The organism is Alicyclobacillus acidoterrestris (assembly GCF_022674245.1).
Classification (GTDB): domain Bacteria; phylum Bacillota; class Bacilli; order Alicyclobacillales; family Alicyclobacillaceae; genus Alicyclobacillus; species Alicyclobacillus acidoterrestris.
The window spans coordinates 1,010,632-1,031,394 of record NZ_CP080467.1; the positions used below are offsets into that span (position 1 = coordinate 1,010,632).

At 52.3% G+C, this 20,763-nt stretch carries 18 protein-coding genes and 1 pseudogene; 10 read left to right on the top strand and 9 right to left on the bottom strand.

Annotation, left to right across the window (positions count from 1 at the left end):
- The first annotated feature begins 1 nt into the window (after nt 1).
- From K1I37_RS04730 to K1I37_RS04750, 5 genes and pseudogenes are all read left to right on the top strand, one after another.
- A complete protein-coding gene (locus K1I37_RS04730) occupies nt 2–1,177 on the top strand; it encodes a GerAB/ArcD/ProY family transporter (RefSeq protein WP_021297883.1) in 1,176 nt (391 codons plus the stop codon).
- Between the two features lie 99 nt (nt 1,178–1,276).
- Complete coding sequence (locus tag K1I37_RS04735) at nt 1,277–1,477, top strand: hypothetical protein (RefSeq protein ID WP_169513713.1); 201 nt, start codon at nt 1,277–1,279, stop codon at nt 1,475–1,477.
- Nucleotides 1,476–2,510: pseudogene (locus K1I37_RS04740) on the top strand (protein prkA); the annotation flags it as partial. The gene K1I37_RS04735 and the pseudogene K1I37_RS04740, both read left to right, overlap by 2 nt.
- Before the next feature lie 32 nt (nt 2,511–2,542).
- Nucleotides 2,543–3,697 carry a sporulation protein YhbH gene (gene yhbH / locus K1I37_RS04745; protein WP_021297885.1) on the top strand — a complete coding sequence of 385 codons (1,155 nt, stop codon included), beginning with the start codon at nt 2,543–2,545 and terminating at the stop codon, nt 3,695–3,697.
- The gene (locus tag K1I37_RS04750) at nt 3,694–5,142 is read left to right on the top strand and encodes a SpoVR family protein (RefSeq protein WP_021297886.1); all 1,449 of its coding nucleotides are present in this window, start codon (nt 3,694–3,696) and stop codon (nt 5,140–5,142) included. Before yhbH ends, K1I37_RS04750 begins: the two co-directional genes overlap by 4 nt.
- Before the next feature lie 162 nt (nt 5,143–5,304).
- Here K1I37_RS04750 and K1I37_RS04755 read toward each other — a convergent pair whose 3' ends face one another.
- From K1I37_RS04755 to K1I37_RS04785, 7 genes are all read right to left on the bottom strand, one after another.
- Nucleotides 5,305–6,117: a DUF2935 domain-containing protein gene (locus K1I37_RS04755; RefSeq protein ID WP_021297887.1), complete on the bottom strand. Its 813-nt coding sequence runs from the start codon at nt 6,115–6,117 to the stop codon at nt 5,305–5,307.
- Nucleotides 6,118–6,179: 62 nt separating this feature from the next.
- Nucleotides 6,180–7,298 carry a GerAB/ArcD/ProY family transporter gene (locus K1I37_RS04760; RefSeq protein ID WP_021297888.1) on the bottom strand — a complete coding sequence of 373 codons (1,119 nt, stop codon included), beginning with the start codon at nt 7,296–7,298 and terminating at the stop codon, nt 6,180–6,182.
- Between the two features lie 5 nt (nt 7,299–7,303).
- Nucleotides 7,304–8,458 (bottom strand): Ger(x)C family spore germination protein, encoded by a 1,155-nt coding sequence (locus K1I37_RS04765; RefSeq protein WP_021297889.1) that lies wholly within the window; start codon nt 8,456–8,458, stop codon nt 7,304–7,306.
- 8 nt (nt 8,459–8,466) lie between these two features.
- Nucleotides 8,467–10,050: a spore germination protein gene (locus tag K1I37_RS04770; protein ID WP_021297890.1), complete on the bottom strand. Its 1,584-nt coding sequence runs from the start codon at nt 10,048–10,050 to the stop codon at nt 8,467–8,469.
- Nucleotides 10,051–10,209: 159 nt separating this feature from the next.
- The gene (locus K1I37_RS04775; RefSeq protein ID WP_021297891.1) at nt 10,210–11,550 is read right to left on the bottom strand and encodes a purine-cytosine permease family protein; all 1,341 of its coding nucleotides are present in this window, start codon (nt 11,548–11,550) and stop codon (nt 10,210–10,212) included.
- Nucleotides 11,551–11,632: 82 nt separating this feature from the next.
- A complete protein-coding gene (locus tag K1I37_RS04780; RefSeq protein WP_021297892.1) occupies nt 11,633–12,148 on the bottom strand; it encodes a transcription repressor NadR in 516 nt (171 codons plus the stop codon).
- Between the two features lie 244 nt (nt 12,149–12,392).
- Nucleotides 12,393–12,599, bottom strand: coding sequence for a hypothetical protein (locus K1I37_RS04785; protein ID WP_021297893.1), 207 nt, complete (start codon nt 12,597–12,599; stop codon nt 12,393–12,395).
- A 117-nt stretch (nt 12,600–12,716) separates the two neighbouring features.
- Between K1I37_RS04785 and K1I37_RS04790 the strand changes: the two genes are divergently transcribed.
- Together K1I37_RS04790 and aroA are read left to right on the top strand one after the other, a co-directional pair.
- Nucleotides 12,717–13,202, top strand: a complete 486-nt coding sequence (locus K1I37_RS04790; protein WP_021297894.1) for a nitroreductase family protein — start codon at nt 12,717–12,719, stop codon at nt 13,200–13,202.
- 83 nt (nt 13,203–13,285) lie between these two features.
- Nucleotides 13,286–14,641: a 3-phosphoshikimate 1-carboxyvinyltransferase gene (gene aroA / locus K1I37_RS04795; protein ID WP_021297895.1), complete on the top strand. Its 1,356-nt coding sequence runs from the start codon at nt 13,286–13,288 to the stop codon at nt 14,639–14,641.
- A gap of 283 nt (nt 14,642–14,924) precedes the next feature.
- Here the strand turns inward: aroA and rnz are convergent, their stop codons facing one another.
- Both rnz and K1I37_RS04805 read right to left on the bottom strand, forming a co-directional pair.
- Nucleotides 14,925–15,890 carry a ribonuclease Z gene (rnz, locus tag K1I37_RS04800; RefSeq protein ID WP_021297896.1) on the bottom strand — a complete coding sequence of 322 codons (966 nt, stop codon included), beginning with the start codon at nt 15,888–15,890 and terminating at the stop codon, nt 14,925–14,927.
- Between the two features lie 24 nt (nt 15,891–15,914).
- Complete coding sequence (locus K1I37_RS04805) at nt 15,915–17,129, bottom strand: MFS transporter (protein WP_021297897.1); 1,215 nt, start codon at nt 17,127–17,129, stop codon at nt 15,915–15,917.
- 148 nt (nt 17,130–17,277) lie between these two features.
- Here K1I37_RS04805 and K1I37_RS04810 point away from each other — a divergent pair, with 148 nt between their 5' ends.
- From K1I37_RS04810 to K1I37_RS04820, 3 genes are all read left to right on the top strand, one after another.
- Complete coding sequence (locus tag K1I37_RS04810) at nt 17,278–17,742, top strand: MarR family winged helix-turn-helix transcriptional regulator (protein ID WP_021297898.1); 465 nt, start codon at nt 17,278–17,280, stop codon at nt 17,740–17,742.
- Between the two features lie 24 nt (nt 17,743–17,766).
- Entirely contained in the window at nt 17,767–19,701 is a 1,935-nt protein-coding gene (locus K1I37_RS04815) for a potassium/proton antiporter (protein WP_021297899.1), read from the top strand.
- An 86-nt stretch (nt 19,702–19,787) separates the two neighbouring features.
- Complete coding sequence (locus K1I37_RS04820; RefSeq protein WP_051189577.1) at nt 19,788–20,750, top strand: ABC transporter ATP-binding protein; 963 nt, start codon at nt 19,788–19,790, stop codon at nt 20,748–20,750.
- The last annotated feature ends 13 nt before the right edge of the window (nt 20,751–20,763 follow it).

Sequence of the window (20,763 nt, forward strand, 5' to 3'; positions counted from 1 at the left end):
TTTGGATAGACTTCGAACCACACTTTCCGCATATCAAACGGTATCTCTTGTGTCGTCGAGTTATCTCCCAGTCATGTTTTGGTTTTTTCCGGCTGTGGCCGTCGATTATGCAAAATTTGACGCGCAGTGGGCTGTGCTGGGCGTGGCGTTGGTTGGCTGTTTCTCCGCGTGGATACAGGGTGCACTGAATGAACGATTCCCAGACATGGTCGGCACCGATGCGCATCAGTTGGTATTTGGAAAATGGTTGGGGAAACTGATTATCTGGATGTATGTACCGCCTTATATTTTGTTCCTCGGGCTTACGCTATATTTTGGCATCAATTTGTTCAAATACTACTTCCCTGCCACTCCGCAGTATGCCATCGGGGCCATGTTAATCGCTGTTTCATGGCGAGGGGCGTGGCTTGGGATTGAAACATTGGGGCGTGTCGCCACCGTCATTTTTACGCTGTCAGCGACGGGCATGCTGGCTGCCTTTATCGCGCTCTACATGCAGGCAGACAAGCATTGGATGTCCCACACAGTGGCACAACCGACGGCCGTATTCGAGGGAGTTTATCATCTATTTCCCTTGTATTTTGGACTCAACCTGGTCATTGCGCTCAGTCCATATTACAAGCACCGAAAAAACACGTCGATTTGGTATCCTGTGTTGAGCACCACGCTAGCTGGCTCGATGATTTTCATCCTGTTTTGCGCGGTCGTCGCCAATTTGGGTTGGATGCCTTTGACCAAATTGACGTACCCGGTTCAAATGGCGTTGCAACTGTTGCGGCCACAAGGGTTTTTGATTGAACGCCTGGGTGTGGTCATTATCGTTTTGTCGGTTGGTCTCGGGTCAGTTTTCCAGAGTAACCATATCTGGGCACTGTCTACGGTCATTGCTCGATTGATGGGCCAACCAGATGACCGATTTCGGAGATTCACCGGTGTCATTGTCATTTGTGAGTATCTTATCGCACTGTCCATCTCCAACCCAGCGCAGGCAAGGCAAATGGAAAATTACATTTTGTCGCCATTTTCCTGGTTACTATTAATCATCACGCCAGGTATTGAGCTTCTGTTAGCTTATGTCCGTGGCATTAAAACAGGTGATGGTGGTGGACGTACCCCAAACGGTAAGCCGCCTCAAGGTGACCGCCAGTATCGGGAAATGTACAAGACGCGTACCTAGGTTCAGCGCAGGTCGAGACAGAATTTTGGCTACCTTCATCCGTAAGCGCACAATGCTTGCATATACATTTCTGTATAGCGAGTATTGGGAGGTGCCACCTTGCGTATTGAAACGGAGCTAGGCCATGTGGATATCGATGTCGATGAAGAGGTTGTCCTAAGCGATTACGTGTATGAACTCCTCGCGCAACTTCTACTTGATACTAGCTCTCCGTCGAACCAACTACAGAATGATGTCTCGAATGTGCCTGCAGCATCCACGGAGGCACATTCCTCGCACTCATCATCTCACCGACGTTGAAATGATTGTGGCACATACCAACGAAGCGGAATATCGCAGCTTCGTCGCCAATAAGAAAAATGAAGCCTTGCAATCGCGCATGATTGTCATGCCGGTTCCATACAACCTGCGCGTGGAAGACGAAATCAAAATTTACGACAAGTTGGTGCAGCAAAGTGACTTGAAAGATGTGCATATTGCGCCACACGCGTTGCGGACGGCTGCCATCTTTTCGATTCTCACGCGGTTGAAAGAATCCAAGAAGCAAGGTGTAGATCTTCTGAAAAAATTGTACCTGTACAACGGGCAAACCGTTGAGGGGATGAAGGATGCAGATTTGAAGGAATTGCAGACGGAGTTCGCGGATGAAGGGATGTCAGGGCTCGACCCACGTTACATCATCAACCGGATTTCCACCGCCCTCATCCGCCGCGATACCCAGTGCATCAACGCGCTCGACGTGTTGCGGGCTATCAAGGACGGGTTAGATCAGCACGCTTCAATCAGCGCCGAAGACCGGGAACGGCTGCTGAACTTCGTCGCTACCGCCCGCAAAGAGTACGACGAGATGGCGAAGACGGAAGTCCAGAAGGCATTCGTCTACTCCTTCGAGGAATCGGCGAAGACGCTGCTCGACAACTATCTCGACAATGTCGAGGCATATTGCAACTGGCAGAAGCTTAAAGATCCATTGACTGGTGAGGAACTCGATCCCGATGAACGCCTGATGCGCTCCATTGAAGAGCAAATTGGCATCTCGGAGAATGCCAAACGGGCCTTTCGCGAAGAAATTCTCATTCGTATCTCGACCTACGCGCGGCGCGGCAGGAAATTTGATTATCACTCGCACGAGCGCTTGCGTGAAGCGATTGAGAAGAAGTTGTTCGCGGATTTGAAGGACGTCGTCAAAATTACGACTTCCTCGAAAACGCCGGATGAGACGCAGTTGAAGAAAATCAACGAGGTGACAGCACGACTCATTGATGAACACGGATACTGCCCGTCGTGCGCCAACGAATTGTTGCGATATACGGGAAGTCTCTTGAACCGCTGAGCGTGTTGCCGACCCGGAAGGGGAGATGAAACGTGTCGAACGCCTATTTTTCACTGCAAAGGGAAGATTGGTCCCTCCATCGCAAAGGACAACAAGATCAGGACAGACATCGCGACAAAGTGAAGCAAGCCATTAAGGACAATCTCGCCGACATCGTCAGTGACGAAAGCCTGATTATGAGCAATGGGCGGCAAATCGTCAAAGTGCCCATCCGCTCACTCGAGGAGTATCGGATTCGATACAACTTCCAGAAGGGGCGCCACGCGGGGACAGGGCAAGGAGATTCGCAGGTCGGGGACGTCATTGCGCAAGGCCGGCCAGATAAACAGCAGGCCGGCAAGGGAGAAGGCGCCGGCGAACAACCCGGCGTGGACTACACCGAAGCAAACGTCAGCCTAGAGGATATTGAAACGTTGTTGTTCAACGAGTTGGAACTCCCCAATCTCGCCGACAAGACCCCCGACCAAATTGTCGCCGAGAGTTTTGAGTTCCGCGATGTGCGCAAGAAAGGGTTGTCGGGAAACATCGATAAAAAGCGCACACTGCTGGAATCCATCCGGCGCAACGCCCGGATAGGTTCCGGAAAGGCGCAGATTTTGCCTGACGACTTGCGTTACAAGACTTGGGAGGACGTGGAGGAACCGGACTCCAACGCGGTGATTCTCGCGATGATGGACTTGTCGGGATCGATGGGGCTGTTTGAAAAGTACTGCGCCCGCACATTTTTCTTCTGGATGACCCGTTTCTTGCGCACAAAATATGAGCATGTTCACATTCGCTACATTGCGCATCACACGGAGGCGCATGAGGTATCAGAGGAGCACTTCTTCACCAAGGGGGAGAGCGGGGGAACGATTTGTTCCTCCGTGTACGATTTCGCGCTGCGGATGATTGAACGGGAATATCCGCCAGATAGGTACAACATTTATCCGATTCACTTTTCCGACGGCGACAACTTGACCTCCGACAATGAGAAGTGTGTGAAGTTAGTCCGTGAACTCAGCGAGAAATCCCAAATGTTGGGATATGCCGAAGTGAATCAGTATTCGAGAAACTCGACCATGATGAGTGCCTTCTCGAAACTCGATATCCCCGAGTTTCGGAAGTTTGTGATTCGCGATAAATCCGAGGTGTACGCCGCACTGAAACACTTCTTTTCGCGGCGCGATGGGGTGAAAAGCGCATGAACAACGAAGAGATGGCCGCGCTTGAACAAAGCATTGAAGAGATGACACAATTGGCCCGGGATTTCGGGCTCGATTTTTATCCGATGCGTTATGAGGTTTGTCCGTCGGATGTCATTTACACGTTTGGCGCCTATGGGATGCCGACGCGCTTTTCGCATTGGAGTTTTGGAAAGGCCTTCCATAGAATGAAGCTCGAGTACGATCTCGGCATGAGCCGAATTTATGAGTTGGTCATCAATTCTGACCCTTGCTACGCATTTTTGCTGGACGGCAACACGTTGCTGCAAAACAAGACGGTCTGCGCGCATGTGCTTGCACACTGCGATTTCTTTAAAAATAACGCCACGTTCCGCTACACCTCGCGCGATATGGTCGAGCGCATGGCGGCGAGTGCGGACCGCATTCGTCACTATGAACTCAAGTATGGCAGGCAGGCGGTAGAGGAGCTGATTGACGCAGGTCTCGCGCTGTCGGAGCACGTGGATGCCTCGACAGACGGTCGCAACGCCCGAGCGAAAGTGAAACAGCAGCAGTACCGCAGTCGCCACGGGGAGTACGACCCAGTGTTTCACTCCGTCGACCATACCCGTTCGCCGTACGACGACTTGTGGTCGATTGGTGAAACCGCGGAAGCGAAGCAGCAGAAAAAGCCGATGGTCAAGGCCCGGGCCGCCCAAAAGGATATCATGCTCTTTGTCATTGAGCAGAGTCCCGTGCTTGAGGAATGGGAGCGCGACGTGCTCTCGATTCTGCGTGAAGAAATGTTGTACTTCTGGCCGCAGATGGAGACGAAGATCATGAACGAGGGTTGGGCCACTTACTGGCATTTGCGCATTATGCGCGAGATGAACCTCACCGACGAGGAGGCTGTGGAGTTCGCTAAGATGCACTCCGGCGTCGTGTTGCCGTCGCGGACTTCCATTAATCCGTACCACCTGGGGCTGGCGATTTGGGAGGATATTGAGAAGCGGTGGAACAATCCGACAGAGGAAGAACGCGAACGCCATTATCGAGAACCTGGGCAAGGCCGCGCCAAAATGTTTGAAGTACGCGAGATGGAGAACGACGTTGCGTTTTTGCGCAACTACTTGACCAAGCAATTGATTGAAGATCTCGACTTGTACCTCTATCAAAAAGTCGGGAATGACTGGCGGGTCGTCGAAACCGACTGGGAGAAGGTGCGCGATTCGCTCGTCGCATCGCGCGTCAATGGCGGGATTCCTGTCCTTTACGTCGAGGACGGCGACTACAATCGAAATGGTGAGTTATTTATCAAACATGAGTACGAAGGTGTCGAACTCGACCTGAAACACCTGGAGAAAACCATGCCTTATCTATACCGGGTGTGGGGGCGCAATTGCCACGTGCAGACAGTTGTCGAAGGGCGAGAGACGATTTTTTCACACGATGGGAAGCGGACGCAGCGCCGCTTTGTCAAGGATTAAACGGTCCACGATGCGATAGTCGAAATATAAAAGGCATCCGTCGAGGTACGGATGCCTTTTTCACTTGTGAAGTTAGAAAGAATACGGGAAGGTCTATCGGAATAAGCTAGAAAACGCGTAAGGGTACCACTGTAGCAAACCGTTTGATAGATGAGGGTGTGCCTATTCACGATGGACTTGGATAGGACAGTGTGGTATGGCGTAGATTCCAGGATCATAGTAAGCGAGTTTCGTTAAAAAATAACACGACTCGGGGAAATGGTGCTCGAGAAAGCGAAGCGTCGTTCTATTCAATGCTTCGTCTTGTTTATAACGGTGAACGGTTTCCTCAACGAACCTGTAAAACCGAACAACGTTTTCCGCTACTCTTCGAATGAATCGTTTCTCAAACGGAAATCCGGGCGGTGTAAACTTCAAATAGTGTTTCAGAACGATATTGGTTGCAAGGTCAACGAGGAATACGTCTACGTAGCCTCTGACCTCTTTTAATAAAGATATTTCGATTGGATCTAACACGTCTGCCAACAAGGTACCATGACCAGATTGGTCAAATAACCAGAGATCTAGTAACTGAGGAAGACTCAACATAGGCGCGGATTGGCCCTTGGTGTAGTACGACAAGAGGCGAAGATACTCCTGATTCTCATCGGTTGTTCCGGCGAGATACGTGGGACTGAGGTTGAGGTTCACGTCATTGCTGATTCGCAATTTTTGAAGATGACCCTCGAAGCGATAATAATTGTAGGCAACTGGGTGCACTTTCTTAGCAAATTCGATCATTTCACCCGAAGACTCGGGTAAGGCGGGGTGTAATGTGCTGAGTTCATCGGAAAGCGACTGAAAGCTCACGATAAACTGGGATGCCGTATTTACCCACTTCGTCTCCGACGGTGACAGGTTGTCATGCACGAATTGCGCATGATCTAACAATATGTCCACCCAAAACCGATGTTCTTGCCATACGGAAATAGACATGCACCCACCACCTTAGCATTCTTACAAGATGGTATGCTGTCTTCGATATATATATGACGATATTAAGACATTTTAACACTTGTTTTAAATTTCCGTTGGCAATATCCAACGATGTAAATCAACAGGGGGATAATCACAATATTGATAAAAATTCCAATCAACGTCCATTTCATTCTGGGTGCTTCAATGGTTGCTGTGCTCAGTGTCTTTGGTATGACTGCCAAGATAAACAGGATTGCGGCCACTGGCCAAATTGATTTGCGCCAGTCTTTTAAATGAAGCCATTGACCTAGGCTGTAACATGTAACGAACAGAAAAACAGATACTTCGATAAAATAGCCAAATATCCATAGGACTACGACAACAGATTCAACATTTTGCAAAAAGTCGGCGATTGATATAAACCCGGCCATCTCGAATGCAGGGTACAACAGCCGTCCTGCTAGATTGGGGCCGAAAATTGACGTGACGAGGAATACGGAACCTGTCACAAGGACAAAAGAGATGGCTTGTCCCCACATGGTATACGACATACAACGATTTGGCTGTGACACGAACGGAACTAAAACCAGCATCACCACGGACTCACCGACAAATGACATCGTGGCGAGACTGCCGAGAAGAATCTGTTTCCATCCGCTATCCCAATAAATGGGCTGTACCAGGTGAACGTCCAGTGAGCTGAAATTGAGTACCTTCACAATTAACACGGCGAAAATGACGATTGGTCCAATGATTTCCGCAGACCTTCCAATGCCCTCAATGCCTCCTGCATAGGTTAAGTACATACACATGAGCAAAAAACCTAGAACGACTGCCCATAGAGGGGTTAGCTCAAACAAAGCCATATGTATGAAGTCGCCAAATTGTCGAAGGATGACGCCGAGTCCCAGAAGTGCCATCACTAGATACGGGATGACGAACAGCTTACCGAACCATTTGCCCAGAATGGTTTGAGCGTACTCGACAATGGTTTGCTTAGGATACAACAGGGACGTTCGCATGATCAGAAAAGTGATCAGCAGTCCGGCTAAGCCACCTACAGCCATAGAAATCCAAGCATCCTGTTTTGCAGTCTGAAATAAAGGGGTTAAGAGCACGGATTCCATGGGCGATGTTTCCGCACATACGATTATCCAAAAGATTTGCCGACCTGAAATCTGCATTCGACCTGCTGTCATAAGTTCTATTGGTCTCCTTCGTTCAACTGAAGAGGAAGTGTCGTTAACCCAGCCCGTTTAATGGTTGTGTGTACGCTGACGGTAATTTGCGCGTTTTTATATCCATGACAGTTCCAGTCGCTTTTCATATCTTTCCATTGAATAGGGTGTTGACGATGAATAACTTCTCCAAGTTGGAGTACATCTATTCCATACTCTGTTTGTGTTCTTTTCACCATGTCTGTCATGGATTTTTGTAAATAGTGATTGAACGCCTGTTGAACCGTTTGCAGATGATGCGTCTCGTACATATCTACGGACGAATCATTCTCCTGTAAGTCCGCTACGGCCGATAATGCGATGTGTATTTGTGCTTTGTTACCGGATATTTTGGTCGTGATGTCGCGCTTGAATTTACTGGTTTGAAGCGATACCAGGCCGTTGAATTGAGGAACCCGAAAGGTATAGACATATTGCTTGAGACCGCCTGTGATCCACAGTCGATTGATGGCCTCATCCATCGTCAGATATCCCACAAGTTGCAAATCAGAATTGAATACGGCGCGACCTGTGACCTGATTACCGTTCATACTGACCAGCGTCGGCGAAGCCCCATCACTTAGCACATCCATTAGGAAGTCGCGAAACGTCGTGTCACCGGATTTTCCACCAATGGCCGTATGCAATTTGATATCCGATAGGACAGGCACACGTTCAAACGGGCGAGACTTCTTCAGTTGGTCTCGGGCTTCGCCCCCTTGAATCACAATCATGTCTGTCCGTAATCTAACTTGGGTATATCTGGAAAATTCGTCGAGTGTGTTTTTCAAACCGCGTCTGGCCAATTTTTCTCCAATAAAAATGACTCGTCTTTGACCGAAAAACCGATATCGTGATATTTGAAAGGATGAATGTTGTGCTGCGTCCATCCAATTTTTACCTGTTGATTCCACATATTCAAAAGCACCTGTTTCATTTTCTGGTTGTTCATTGGTTCCAAGACCGGAAGGGCGAGCAATTTGCATGCTAATAATCACGGAATCGTCGTCACCCTGATCGAGTCCAACCCCCATGATGATAGCTCTGTCGTTTAATTCATGCTTATCCCAACAACCCGTAACAAATATCATACAGAACAGGATCATTCCTGAGTAAAACAGGGCCTTTTGGAATGTGCGCATCGGCTTCCCTACCTCTTCGGAGAAGGTTTCTGTCCAACTGGAGTACGGGTTGAATCTTTCTCCATGAGTATGTTAGGTCGTTTGTTCCGCATCCAGATTGGAAAACGAAAAATCGTGTCTTTTAGATTCCCGAAGACAGAGAACTCAAGCGAACCCCAATAAGGAATTCCAAAGGACCGCAACGTAACGAGATGCGTCATCATCGCCATTAAGCCGAGGGCTATACCGTAAAAGCCGAGTGTCCCAGCTAGTAACAGCATAGGGAAGCGCAACAGTCTGAATGAAGTGCCGAATTGATATCGAGGCAGTGCAAAAGAAGCGATTCCAGTTGTTGAAACAACAATGACCATTGGCGCGGAAATGATGCCGGCTTGAACCGCGGCTTGTCCGATGACCAATGCGCCTACGATACTGACCGCTGAACCCACGGCACGCGGCAGTCGAATGCCGGCCTCTCGTAGTGCCTCAAACATGACTTCCATCAATAAGGCCTCAACTACGGCAGGAAATGGGCTTAGCTCGCGAGCCGCAACAAAACTTAATAATAAATTTGTTGGCATTAGCTGTGGATGAAAAGTAGTCAGTGCAACGTAAATGGATGGAAGGAGCAAGGAAATCCATAGGAGACCAAAGCGTAGTACGCGAATAAACGACACGTATATAAATCGGTCATAGTAATCCTCTGAAGCCTGCAGTGCCCCCCAAAACGTTTGAGGTGCGAGTAATACAAATGGACTTCCATCCACCAGAATCGCCACTTTTCCTTCGAGGAGATTTGCGATGACCACGTCAGGTCTCTCCGTATTTTGGACCATTGGGAAGGGAGAGAATGGCGCATCTTCAATCAGTTCCTCAATATAAGCCGAATCGACGACAGCATCAATTTGGATTCTTTGAACTCGGCTACGAACCTCGTTTAATACGGAAGTATTGACGAGATGGCTCAGGTAGGTAATTAGAACATCTGTACGGGATAATTCCCCAATGATTACGGATTCAAATTTTAATTCAGTGCTTTTAATAATCTTGCGGAGCATCGCTGTGTTGGTTCGAATCGACTCTGTAAAACCTTCTTGTGGGCCACGGATTCCTGGCTCGGTCTTCGGTTCCTGAATGGCACGGGCGGGTACGCTTTTCAGGTGGAGTATTAAACCTTCACGTTCGCCGTCAAGTAATAGGGCCAAATTGGCGTCAAGTATTTCGTGAATCAGTTCATCTGTTCGGCTAACTGTCTTCGAACCGACAATTGCAATCAGATTATCCTCAATCAATTGCCCAATTCGCTTCGTTCTTCCCAACCCTTGAGGGGGGCCTTCGTAAAGTATCGGTTTTAAAACCATGTCTTCAAAGTTCTGAATATCAATTAACCCATCGATGTAAACGACAACGATGTCGGTGCGTCCCTTCACTTTGATGGAATGGAATACGACATCCGAACATTTGTCGAATACGCTTCTTAACATTTGCTCATTGGTGCTGACGCTGCGTTGGAGAACATCATTTGGGATGTTCCGCGGGACATTGCGTTTGCGTTCCAGATGGTCAAGCCTGGCGGTCCAATTGTGATTCGTCTTCTGTGACTTCCGAAACACGCTTATGATAGTCCTCCTCTACCACTTACTTGACTTCTTTATTGTAACCATTTGGAAAGAGGTTATGTAAGTTGATGGGAGGGGATTCTTGATGATGGAATTCTTTATAGATCACGCGGCCACTCGGTTCTACCCGAGGGCCGCGCGCTGTTCGCGTTCTTAGTCGAATTGTGGTGAGCGTTTCAGCGCCAAGTACAGTGTGAAGGCGACTGCAAAGCCAATGTAGAAGGCGAGGTCTAATCCGTGGCACGCGACGGCAATTGGACCTTCATATAGGGTGCTGTTCATGAATGGGACAGACACGCCGATGCCGACGATAAAGCTGATGAGTCCAGGCCAGTGAATGGACTTCACTTGGGTGGGCGCCGCTTGGCGGCGGTTCTTTACGTAGAAGTCGGCGAATAAGACGCCCATCCAGGGCGTGATCCAATAGCCGATGAGCAAAAGGAAGTTGTCGAAGTTGGATTCGAATTGGCCGCGTCCGAGCAGGCTTAGGATGAGGCCGACAAGACTCGCAAAGACGACAATCAACCACCGTGGAATGTTCACGTCGAGTGCGCGCAGCGATAGGGAATTCGAGTACAGGTTAATGGCGTCTGCCGCTGTGCCGCCGAGGATGATAGCGACTGTCGCCACGGCGCCAAATCCCCCCATTGCACTGTGGAGCGCATCGATTGAATTGGCGCTGTGACCCGCTGCGAGAACCGCGACGAACATGCCGACAATCTCCAGCCAAACAGATGCGATAAAAGATCCGGTCGCTGCCGCCAACCCAACGCGGGCCTTGCTGATATCGCGGCGCAAGTAACGGCTGTAGTCGGAGGCGTATGGGCCCCAGCTACCGAGGTAGGAGAACGCTGCTGCCACGATGACCATGATGGAGAGGCCAACTGGATGGTGTACGGGGTGATACGCGCTGAGCGTACCCCAATGCACGAGGCTGATGACCGTCACGATAGCAAAGACGATGCCCAGTAGTATCGACATCGTGCGTTCGTAAGCGTGAATGAAATTGTGGCCCAGCATCGCGACAATGCCTTGCACCAGTACCAGAATGATGGAGGCCAAAGCGAAGGGCAATCCTGGGATCAGGGCGTGCAGGCCAAATGAACCGAGTATGTTATTGACCGTGAACCAGCCGATGGTGCTCACGAAGTTCAGTAAACCGGGTAAGTACCCGCCAACGCGTCCGAACGTGGTTCGCGTAATGATGAGTTGTGGCAGTCCGTAAGCGGGCCCCATGGCTGAGCATAAGCCGACGACGAGTGCTCCGATGAGGTTGCCGATAAGAATCGCGATGATTGCCCAAATCCACGACATGCCGAGGGAAACTGGAAGAAAACCAAGTGCATAGTCGGCGATGGTCAGGTTGCTGCCGAGCCACAGCGTAAATTGACTGAACGAGTTGCCGTGCCGCTCTTGTTGCGGGACTTGTTCGACGCTGAACGGCTCGACCGTCATGATTTTGTCGCCGTATACCGCTTGTGATGGTTGTGCCATGCATGCCCCTCCTTTTGTGCGTTTTAGTTCACACAGGTGTATATACACTAGTGGAGGCAAGGTTGTAAAGTAGTTCGTGACCTTAATCGATCACTTCAATCCCCGCTGCACGAAGGCGTGAAATGGCGTCGGTGAGTTGATCAGCGTGATCGAACTCGACTTGGTGGTAATGCACACCGCCTGTCAATGTAGATAAAAATGGGGCTTTTTCTGCCTCGATTTTGGCGAGAAAATGTTCGACGTCACGCCGCGACGACAAGTACAGGTTGCCTACAATCTCTCCGTACACGCTGTGCTCAACACGGACATTGATGACTTTGATTCCGCAATCGACGAATGTGTTGAGTTCCACGGGTGTTTGCTCAGGTGTATGGGAAACTGCGATGACCGCGGTTTGTTTACTGGCGGTCGACTCGATGAGGTACCCTTTCGGCGTTGCGAGGATTCGGTGCCCCAGTGCGCGCAGGAGCGCGATGTCGTGAACGACAACTTGACGGGTCACGCCAAATTGCTTCGCCAGGAATTGTCCGGAGAGCGGTTTGGTGGTTTGTTGCAGTGCGCGCAGTAATTCCTCTTGCCGATTGGACATTTCGTTCATCGTATCACCTATTTCGTTCGAGGTTCAGTTGCTTTAAGCATGCGCTATTTGCCGTTTGTCGACAAGGGGAACAGGATTTTGGCCGCCTTCTGTCTTGGCTCAGTTACTTTTCTCGTAGAGCGGTGAGATGTGGCGGCGAATCCGTGGTACATGAGGATAGCAAAGCGTGGCGGCATGCGCCACGCCGTTGCTCGCTTCGGAAACCGATAGCCTTGTTGCCGCGCCGTGTCAGTCATTCATACCATTACATCTTCCAGTCTTGAATCACGGCCTCTTTTGGGTTCATATCGTCGTGTTTGCCTCCATGGCCGTAACTTCCATGACCGTAACTTCCGTGGTGATAACGTCTGTCTTCCATCACGCGCTTGCCAACGATGGCACCGGTCAAGGAAGCAGCTACACCAGCGGGAATCAGGCACCAGACCCACGCTTTTTCACTCATTTTGGCCATTGCCTTCACCTCTACGCTATACCATGTGTAGTTGACGCGCGGAGCATACTCTTCGATCACGCGGTCATATGGTGTATCATTTGGACATGAACGCGTTTTATCGGAAGGAGTTATATTATGGATATTTTCGAGGCGATTACCGGGCGTCGGAACATTAAATTGTTTCGGCCGGATGCGATTGATGAAGCAACGTGGATGAAGTGGCTAGAGGCGGCTAGCTATGCTCCGAACCACCGCATGAATCAACCTTGGCAAGTGATTGTCATCGGCGATGAGGCGCGGGTGAAAATCAATCATAAGCCCAACTTCGGCGACGCGCCCTTAGTGTTGGCGTTTGTGGCAGAGGGGTCAGACAAACCGATTGAGCGCGATGAGAACTTGGTGGCTGTTTCGTCGTTCATTCAGAATTTCTCCTTGGCTGCGCACGCCGCAGGTGCTGGTACGCGGTGGACGTCCATTGGGAACACGCCAAATACTCGGGAGATTCTCGGCGTGACGGATGAGACAGCAACCATCTGGATCCTCGGAGTTGGTTATCCGGCGGAGGTTCCTGAGGTGAAAGAGCGGTCGCCTATCGAGACCAAAATAAAGCGACTTCCGTAAGTCACAATCAATCACAATCGGAATGTCAGCAGCAAGCTCCGAAACACGGTGATGTCTGTGTCACCGTTTGATGAGGTGAATGTATGTCAGCCAATGAGGCAAATGCCGATTTGCAAGCGAGATCGCCATGGGCGCTACGTGACGTGACCCGTGCGACGATACACCCGGTGGATGGGCCGATTGACGCCAATCTCGTGGTGCCGGGCAGCAAGAGTTTCACGAACCGGGCGTTGATTGTGGCGGCCCTTGCGAGCGGCACGTCGCGATTGTCCGGATTGCTTCGCAGCGACGATGCGTACTGGTGCATTGAAGCGCTACGGACCCTTGGCGTGCAAGTGGATGTCTCGGGGGATGAAGTCACCGTACACGGCATCGGCGGATCTTGGCCGAACCAGGCAGGTCGCGTGTACACAGGTGCGGGCGGTACGACGGCTCGGTTTTTGACCAGTGCGCTCGCTGCCGGTCGTGGAGAATGGTTTATCGAGGGCAGCAAGCGCATGAACGAGCGCCCGATGGGGGTTCTGTTTGAGACGCTTCGCGATTTGGGCGCAACTATCCGGCCAGCGACAGAGCGAGCTGACACATTGCCCATCACGCTGTCCACGCAAGGTTTGCGCGGCGGCCGCGTTCAGATGTCGGGGGCGGTGTCGAGCCAGTTTATCAGTGGCGTGCTGATTGCGGCGCCGTATGCCAAAGCGCCGTTGACCATAGAAATCACGGATACGATTGTGCAGCATGCGTATGTACATATCACACTGGATATGATGCGGGCGTTTGGGGCGAATGTCACTGCCGACGAACAACTGCACGAGATGGCGGTAACGCCGACAGGATACCAGGGCCGCGATTATGAAATCGAAGCGGACGCGTCCACGGCTTGCTACTTTTGGGCCATCGCCGCGTTGACGGGCGGCCGCGTGCGCGTGCGCAATCTGGCGTACAACACACGCCAGCCGGACGTACATTTCGTCGACGTATTGCGCGATATGGGATGCACAGTCGATACGGATGGCGGGCAAGGCATCGAAGTTCAAGGACCTGCCAAGTTGCGCGGCGGGATGACCGTGAGCATGAAGGAGATGTCTGATCAGACGCTGACCTTGGCATTCCTTGCGCCGTTTGCCGACGCACCAATTGTCATTACGGACGTTGGGCACATTCGGCACCACGAGTCGGACAGGTTAGCGGTGATTTGCGAAACACTTCGGCGTCTTTCCATCACGGTAGAGGAACGGCCAGACGGGGTTACGATTCACCCGGGTACACCGAAGGGAACGCTCCTGTCGTCCTATGATGACCACCGCGTTGCCATGGCGCAGTCCATCATCGGCGTGCGAGTGCCTGGAGTGGAGATTGATGATCCGGGATGCGTATCGAAAACGTGTCCGATGTTTTTTGAAAAACTGCGGGAAATTGGTATTGATGTGACGCTGGTATAACGAAGTGGACGGGCTTGAAACGGATGGATTCTTATGCTCGTGAACGTGAAAAGCGGCCTCTTACTTGAGGCCGCTTTTCATATAATAAAAAGGGGGCTGTGCCCTCCAGGACACCACAGTTGTGGATAGAGCGAATTGGGACGGCAACAACGCCCCCGGCCGTCAGCCCCATCCTTCGCTGACGGCGCTGACAGGCACCTTTCCTGTCCCGCCTGTTTGTAGGATAACGCTTGCAGATTGAAATTTCCTTGAAACAACTTCAACCGGTAAATGATTTGTCTCATCACGCAGAAGAGGGTGGAGGCCCTATCGGCGCATGGATGGTACCAGAGCGCGGGACAGCAATGGACCAGTGATCTGTTGCTAAGAACGTATTTGGGAACACAGTCTGCGCATCATCCAAGAGGTGGGCAAGCCCGACTTCGTCGTAGCGCGCGCTGACGTGCGTGAGAATCAGTGCGCCGACCCCTGCGTCGCGCGCTGCGGTCGCCGCGTCGACGGCGGTCGAGTGGTGATGTGCCCGCGCTTTGTCGGAATCAAAGGCCGCGTACGTGGCTTCGTGAACGAGTACATCGGCTCCTGCCGCAAGTTGCGTGACGGCTTCGCAAGGCGTCGTGTCGCCGAGGATGACGATTTTGCGCCCCGGAATTGGCGCCGATACATAATCCTCCGCAGAAAGCACGCGTCCGTCGGGCAAGGCGACGTCGTGCCCCTTTTTGAGCTGTCCGTAAATCGGACCCTCCGCGATGCCTTCTTGCGCGAGCTTCTCCGTGTTCAGCCGACCTGCAGAGGGCGATTCCTCGAAGCGGTAGCCAAAGGATAGCACGCCGTGAGACAACTTGCGTGAAGACACCACAAACTGGTCATCCTCAAACACGATGCCTTCGTCAATCTCACACACCTCTATGTCATATGTGAGATGTGTGTCACTCACGCGCAGCGTCGTCTCCACAAACTCAGAGAGTCCCTTCGGGCCGTAAATCACGAGGGGAGTTTGTCCACCTTGAAAGGCGCGGCTGCCGAGAAGACCTGGCAATCCGAACAGATGGTCACCGTGCAAATGCGTGATAAATAATTTTTCGAGTTGGCGGGGCTTGAGGGGGGAGGACAGCATTTGTTGCTGCGTGCCCTCTCCACAATCGACGAGCCAAAAAGATCCCCGCTCTTGGTTCAACCGAATTGCCACGGATGTCACGTTGCGTCGCGTCGATGGCATTCCGGCCCCCGTACCTAGAAAATAGAGCTCCACATCATCGCTCCCTCTGTGAAAACATCAGTGTGCTTTGGCGTGATTGACGTGAGCAAGAGCCTTTCGGCCGATGAACAAACAGATAATGCCGATAAACACGCCGAGCGCGCCAATATAAAACGGCATGGCGGCGCTGATGGTATCACTCAGTTTACCCGCTAACCAGGGTGCAATGCCACCACCGACGAAGCGAACAAAGCTGTAGGCTGCAGATGCGGTCGGGCGCTCGACGGGCGCCGCGCCCATGACGGCGGTTGTGACAAGCGTGTTGTTCACACCTAAAAATGCGCCAACGACAATCACGCAAATCGACAGTGTGACAACGGAATGTACCGCAAATGCCATGACCAACAGCGTGATGGTGATAAGGGCGAGCATGGTGTACATCGTCGGCAGGAGGCCGAAGCGATTCTGGAGGCGCGGCGCCACGAATACGGAGGTAATCGCGAGCAGAACGCCCCAACCAAAGAACACATAACCCAATCCGTGAATGCCAATTGATTTCAACGGATAGGGGGTATACGCCAAAAGGGTAAAGAAGCCAAAGTTGTAAAACAAGGCTGTGAGTGCGAGCGTGAGTAAGCCTTTGTATTTTAGCGCCTTAAACGGGGCGACAATGGAACTGCGCTGAGCCGGTCGCGGTACACCGCGCAGAAAGAGCAAAACGCAAATGAAGCCAATCGCCATTAAGGTGGCGACGCCATAGAACGGATCTCGCCAGCTATGTGCACCGAGCGTGCCTCCGAGCAGTGGACCGACCGAAATTCCCAGCCCTAACGCTGCCTCGTAGAGAATGATGGCGTTCGCGGTGGTGCCGCGTGCAACACCGACAATGACGCTGAGCGCGGTTGCAATAAACAGGGCGTTACCCAATCCCCAACCTGCGCGGAATCCGACGATTTGGCCAACACTACTCGAGTGGCCGGCGAGAAATGAGAAGCAGACAATGATGAAAAGACCGATGAGCAGTGTCCATTTTGGACCAATCCGCGTGCTGATGAAGCCAGTAATGAGCATGGCGACACCTGTAACGAGGTTGTAGCTGGTGAACAATAATTCTGTTTGTGCCTTGGACGCGTGCAGTTGCGCGCTGATGGCTGGTAAAATGGGGTCGACCAAGCCGAGGCCCATAAATGCGATAATACAGGCAAATGCGACCGCAAAAACCGGCGCCGGTTGGTTGAGGATATTGGACCGTGCGGGTTTTTGGGCAAGTTCATCCTGAGTTTGAGATGCCATGAGCAATCTCCTTTCATTTATAGTACTTTTGTTCGGCGCCTAGAGGACGGTAATCGGCGTAGATAAAACAACTTGTATTATACAACTATAATCAACGCGTTAAAAGTGCGGAAAACACAAACGTAAGAAATGCAGTGGAGGTGACACCGTGGACGATATATTTCAACAAATTGAGCAGGAAGTGGCTGTGTTTGCCCGCCGGATCGAGGGGGCCCGCACGCGGACGTACGGAACGGCACAACTGGATAGATCTGCTTATTTGCTTCTGCTCTATCTCCACCAAAACGGGCGGTGTACGCAAGGCGAGTACGCGGCGGCGTTCGAATTGGATACTTCGACGGTCAGTCGGCAAATTGTCCCGCTTGTCGAGATGGGGTTGGTGGAGCGCAAAGTGGCCCCGCAGGACAAGCGCAGCAGTGTATTGCAGATAACCGCCCAGGGTGTCGAGAAATTGCAGGAAGTTCGGCAAGCCCGCAGAGAGCTCTATGAGGAAGTGTTGGAGGATTGGACGCCATCCGAACAAGGTCAGTTCCTCTACCTGCTGCAGCGATTTAACGCGCGCCTAAAGGAACGCGCGGAGGCACGGGCGGCGATGCGCAAGGGGCGGTCGTAGTCGTGGCCGCGACTGTACAACCAGGTGCGGGACTGCCCATCGCTATCGCTGGCGCTGAAGCGTGGGCAGCGGCAACGCTATGCCGCGTTCATTGCAGCAGAGGGCATCCACTCTTGCACCCGGCAGACCATGATGGGTGGGGAGCATCTACGCACGACGCACTACATGGCTTGGCGCGGCATTAGTCACATGGGTCTAGGAAATCCCCCGTCGATGCGCGAGTACTGGGCGCCTGGCGCTCGTTTCGGCTATGCAGTGATGGACAGTGTGCACGTCTATTGGTTTGCGACGGTCAACCATGCGCTGTTGCAAATGGGGAGCCAGACGGCTTGCAGTTGGGTGCATGCGCAATCAATTGGTTCAACTTGTGCCCACCGTCGTCACGCGGCCCATTTGGCAGTGGTTGCTTGGCTGAGGTGCGATTTTGAAATCCCCGCGAAAGGGTCAGACTGGAGAGGCACTGACTTTTTCGGGGGGACGCTTGTGAACACTATCACGCTTATCGTGGCCATCGTTCTCTTGTCTGGCGTACTGATGGTACGCGTCAATAAGCAGTTAGGTTTTCCCGCGCTCATTAGCTTCGTGGCGATAGGGGCCGTCTTTGCCGCGTTCGATCCCGGCGTCTACGAAACCGTGACACCGACGATTGCGAAGGATCTCAGCTACCTCGCGCTTGCGTTCATCCTCTTTGAAGGCGGGCTGCACACCTCGCTGCGGCGGGTGAAACGGGCTTTTGCGCCTTCCATCTCGCTCGCGACTGTCGGCGTGATCGTCTCTGCAGCCATTTTGACTGGCTTGGCATACGCATGTTTGCACATTTCCTTCACGGCGGCGGCGCTATTTGGCGTGGCGGCAAGTTCCACGGATGCTGCGTCGGTCTTCAGCGTGCTTGGTGGCACGGCGCTGCGCCGTCGGCTGGTCGACGTCATGGAATTGGAGTCGGGGACCAATGATCCCATGGCGTTCTTCCTCACCACGACGATCATTCAATGGCAGACGTTGACACATTCTTCGGTCACGCACGCCTTGTGGTACACATTCGTGCTGTTTTTGCTGCAGATGGGCGTTGGGTTTTTCGTTGGGCTGCTCACTGGGCAATTTGGCGCGTACATGAATCGCCGCATTGGGCTCGAAACTGGTGGGATGTACCCTGCGCTCACGTTAGGGCTTGCACTCCTGTCGTTCGCACTGGCGCAATTATTGTACGGAAGCGGCTTTCTTGCCGTCTACGTGACGAGTGTCGTCATGTCGAACAAGCGGATTGAGCACCGCTATAGCATCCTTCGCTTTCACGAAGGGCTCGCGTGGGTGATGCATATCCTCATGTTCGTCGTCCTCGGACTCTTTCTGGTTCCGCGGGATTTGGTCTACCTTGCGCTCCCTGGCGTTGGACTCGCCCTGGGCGCTCTGTTTCTGGCGCGCCCAGCGGCGGTCTGGGTGTCCACGATTGGTATGGGATTTTCGCACAGGGAGCGGGCGTTCATGGCGTGGGCAGGCTTGCGGGGCGCGGCGCCCATCGTACTCATCCTGTCCGCAGTCGAGGCGCAGGTGACCGGCTATATTGTGCTGATTGAAGTGGTGTTTTTCGTCGTCATTGCGTCTACCTTGGTCCAAGGGATGACCGTCAACTGGGTTGCGGAGAAATTTGATTTGTTAGATCCGACGCCTGCGGAAAGTATTCTTGATCTCATCTCTATCACCCGCGAGAACGCCGTCATTTTGCCTGTTGGGATTGCAGAAACGTCCGATCTCGTCGATAAAAGGCTCGTGGACATCAATTTTCCAGAGAACACGTTGTGTTACGGCATCGTGCGGGGAGATCAGGTGGTGGTGCCGAGGGGCTCGACCAAACTTCGGTCGGGTGACCACCTGTTGATTCTTTCAGACAGCCGCCATATTCAAAACTTAAAGCACTTATTTCACAATGAGCAGGTTGGTTCGCCGTCGATGCTGCCATAGACCTACCCAAATGCCGAATTCCCCTTTATGCTTGAGACACGGTATTGTTTTGTGCGTTTTGTGCTGGCGAAGGGAGCTTGAGCGATATGGAGTCGGCCATTGTCCTCGACGGTGTGTCGAAAAGATATGGCGACAAGTGGGCGGTGCGCGACGTGAGTGCGGTCATTGAAGCGGGGACCATCGTCGCGCTCTTGGGTCCGAATGGCGCTGGCAAGACGACGGCGATGTCCCTCATGTTAGGGCTTGCCCGCCCGACCAGGGGGACCATTCGAATTCTCGGAGGCAATCCCGTGAAGCCGGCCACCCGCAAACGAATTGGCGTCATGCTGCAACAAGTGAGCTTGCCAGCAAAAGTTCAGGTTCGCGAGTTGATCGACTTGTTTTGCAGCTATTACGAACAGCCGCTGGACGCGAAACTTCTATTAGAGATGGCAGATTTAGCACCGTTCGCGCGCAAAGAGGCGGTGAAACTCAGTGGCGGGCAGCAGCGGCGCTTGCAGTTTGCATTGGCGATGGCCGGGAATCCCCAGGTGCTTTTCCTCGATGAGCCGACTGTTGGGATGGATGTGTCCGCCCGCCGTGGGTTTTGGGAGCATCTGCGGGCCACAGCCGGCCACGAGGGCCGGACGATTGTGCTTACGACCCACCATATGGAAGAGACGGACTCGATTGCAGACAGGGTCTTGTTGATGCAGGATGGTCAAATTATGGTGGACGGATCCGTCGAAGAGGTCAAATTGCGCGCAGGCAATCGCTACGTGTCGTTTCTCGCGGGGCCGACGGTTACGACGTCGGACGTGTTTGCACTCCCGGCTGTGCACGACGTCACTTGGAGCGGTCGGCACGTTCGCATTACCACTTATCAACCGGACACCGTCCTGCGCGCGATCATCACGCAGAACCTCGACGCGAAACACTTTGAAATCTCGCAGGGACAATTAGAAGATGCATTTTTGTCGCTGATGCACCGTTCGGATGTAGATGGTTCGGATGTAGATGGTTCGGATGTAGATGGTTCGGATGCATCCGGTTCCGATACAGAAGGATAAGGGGGAGTGTGCG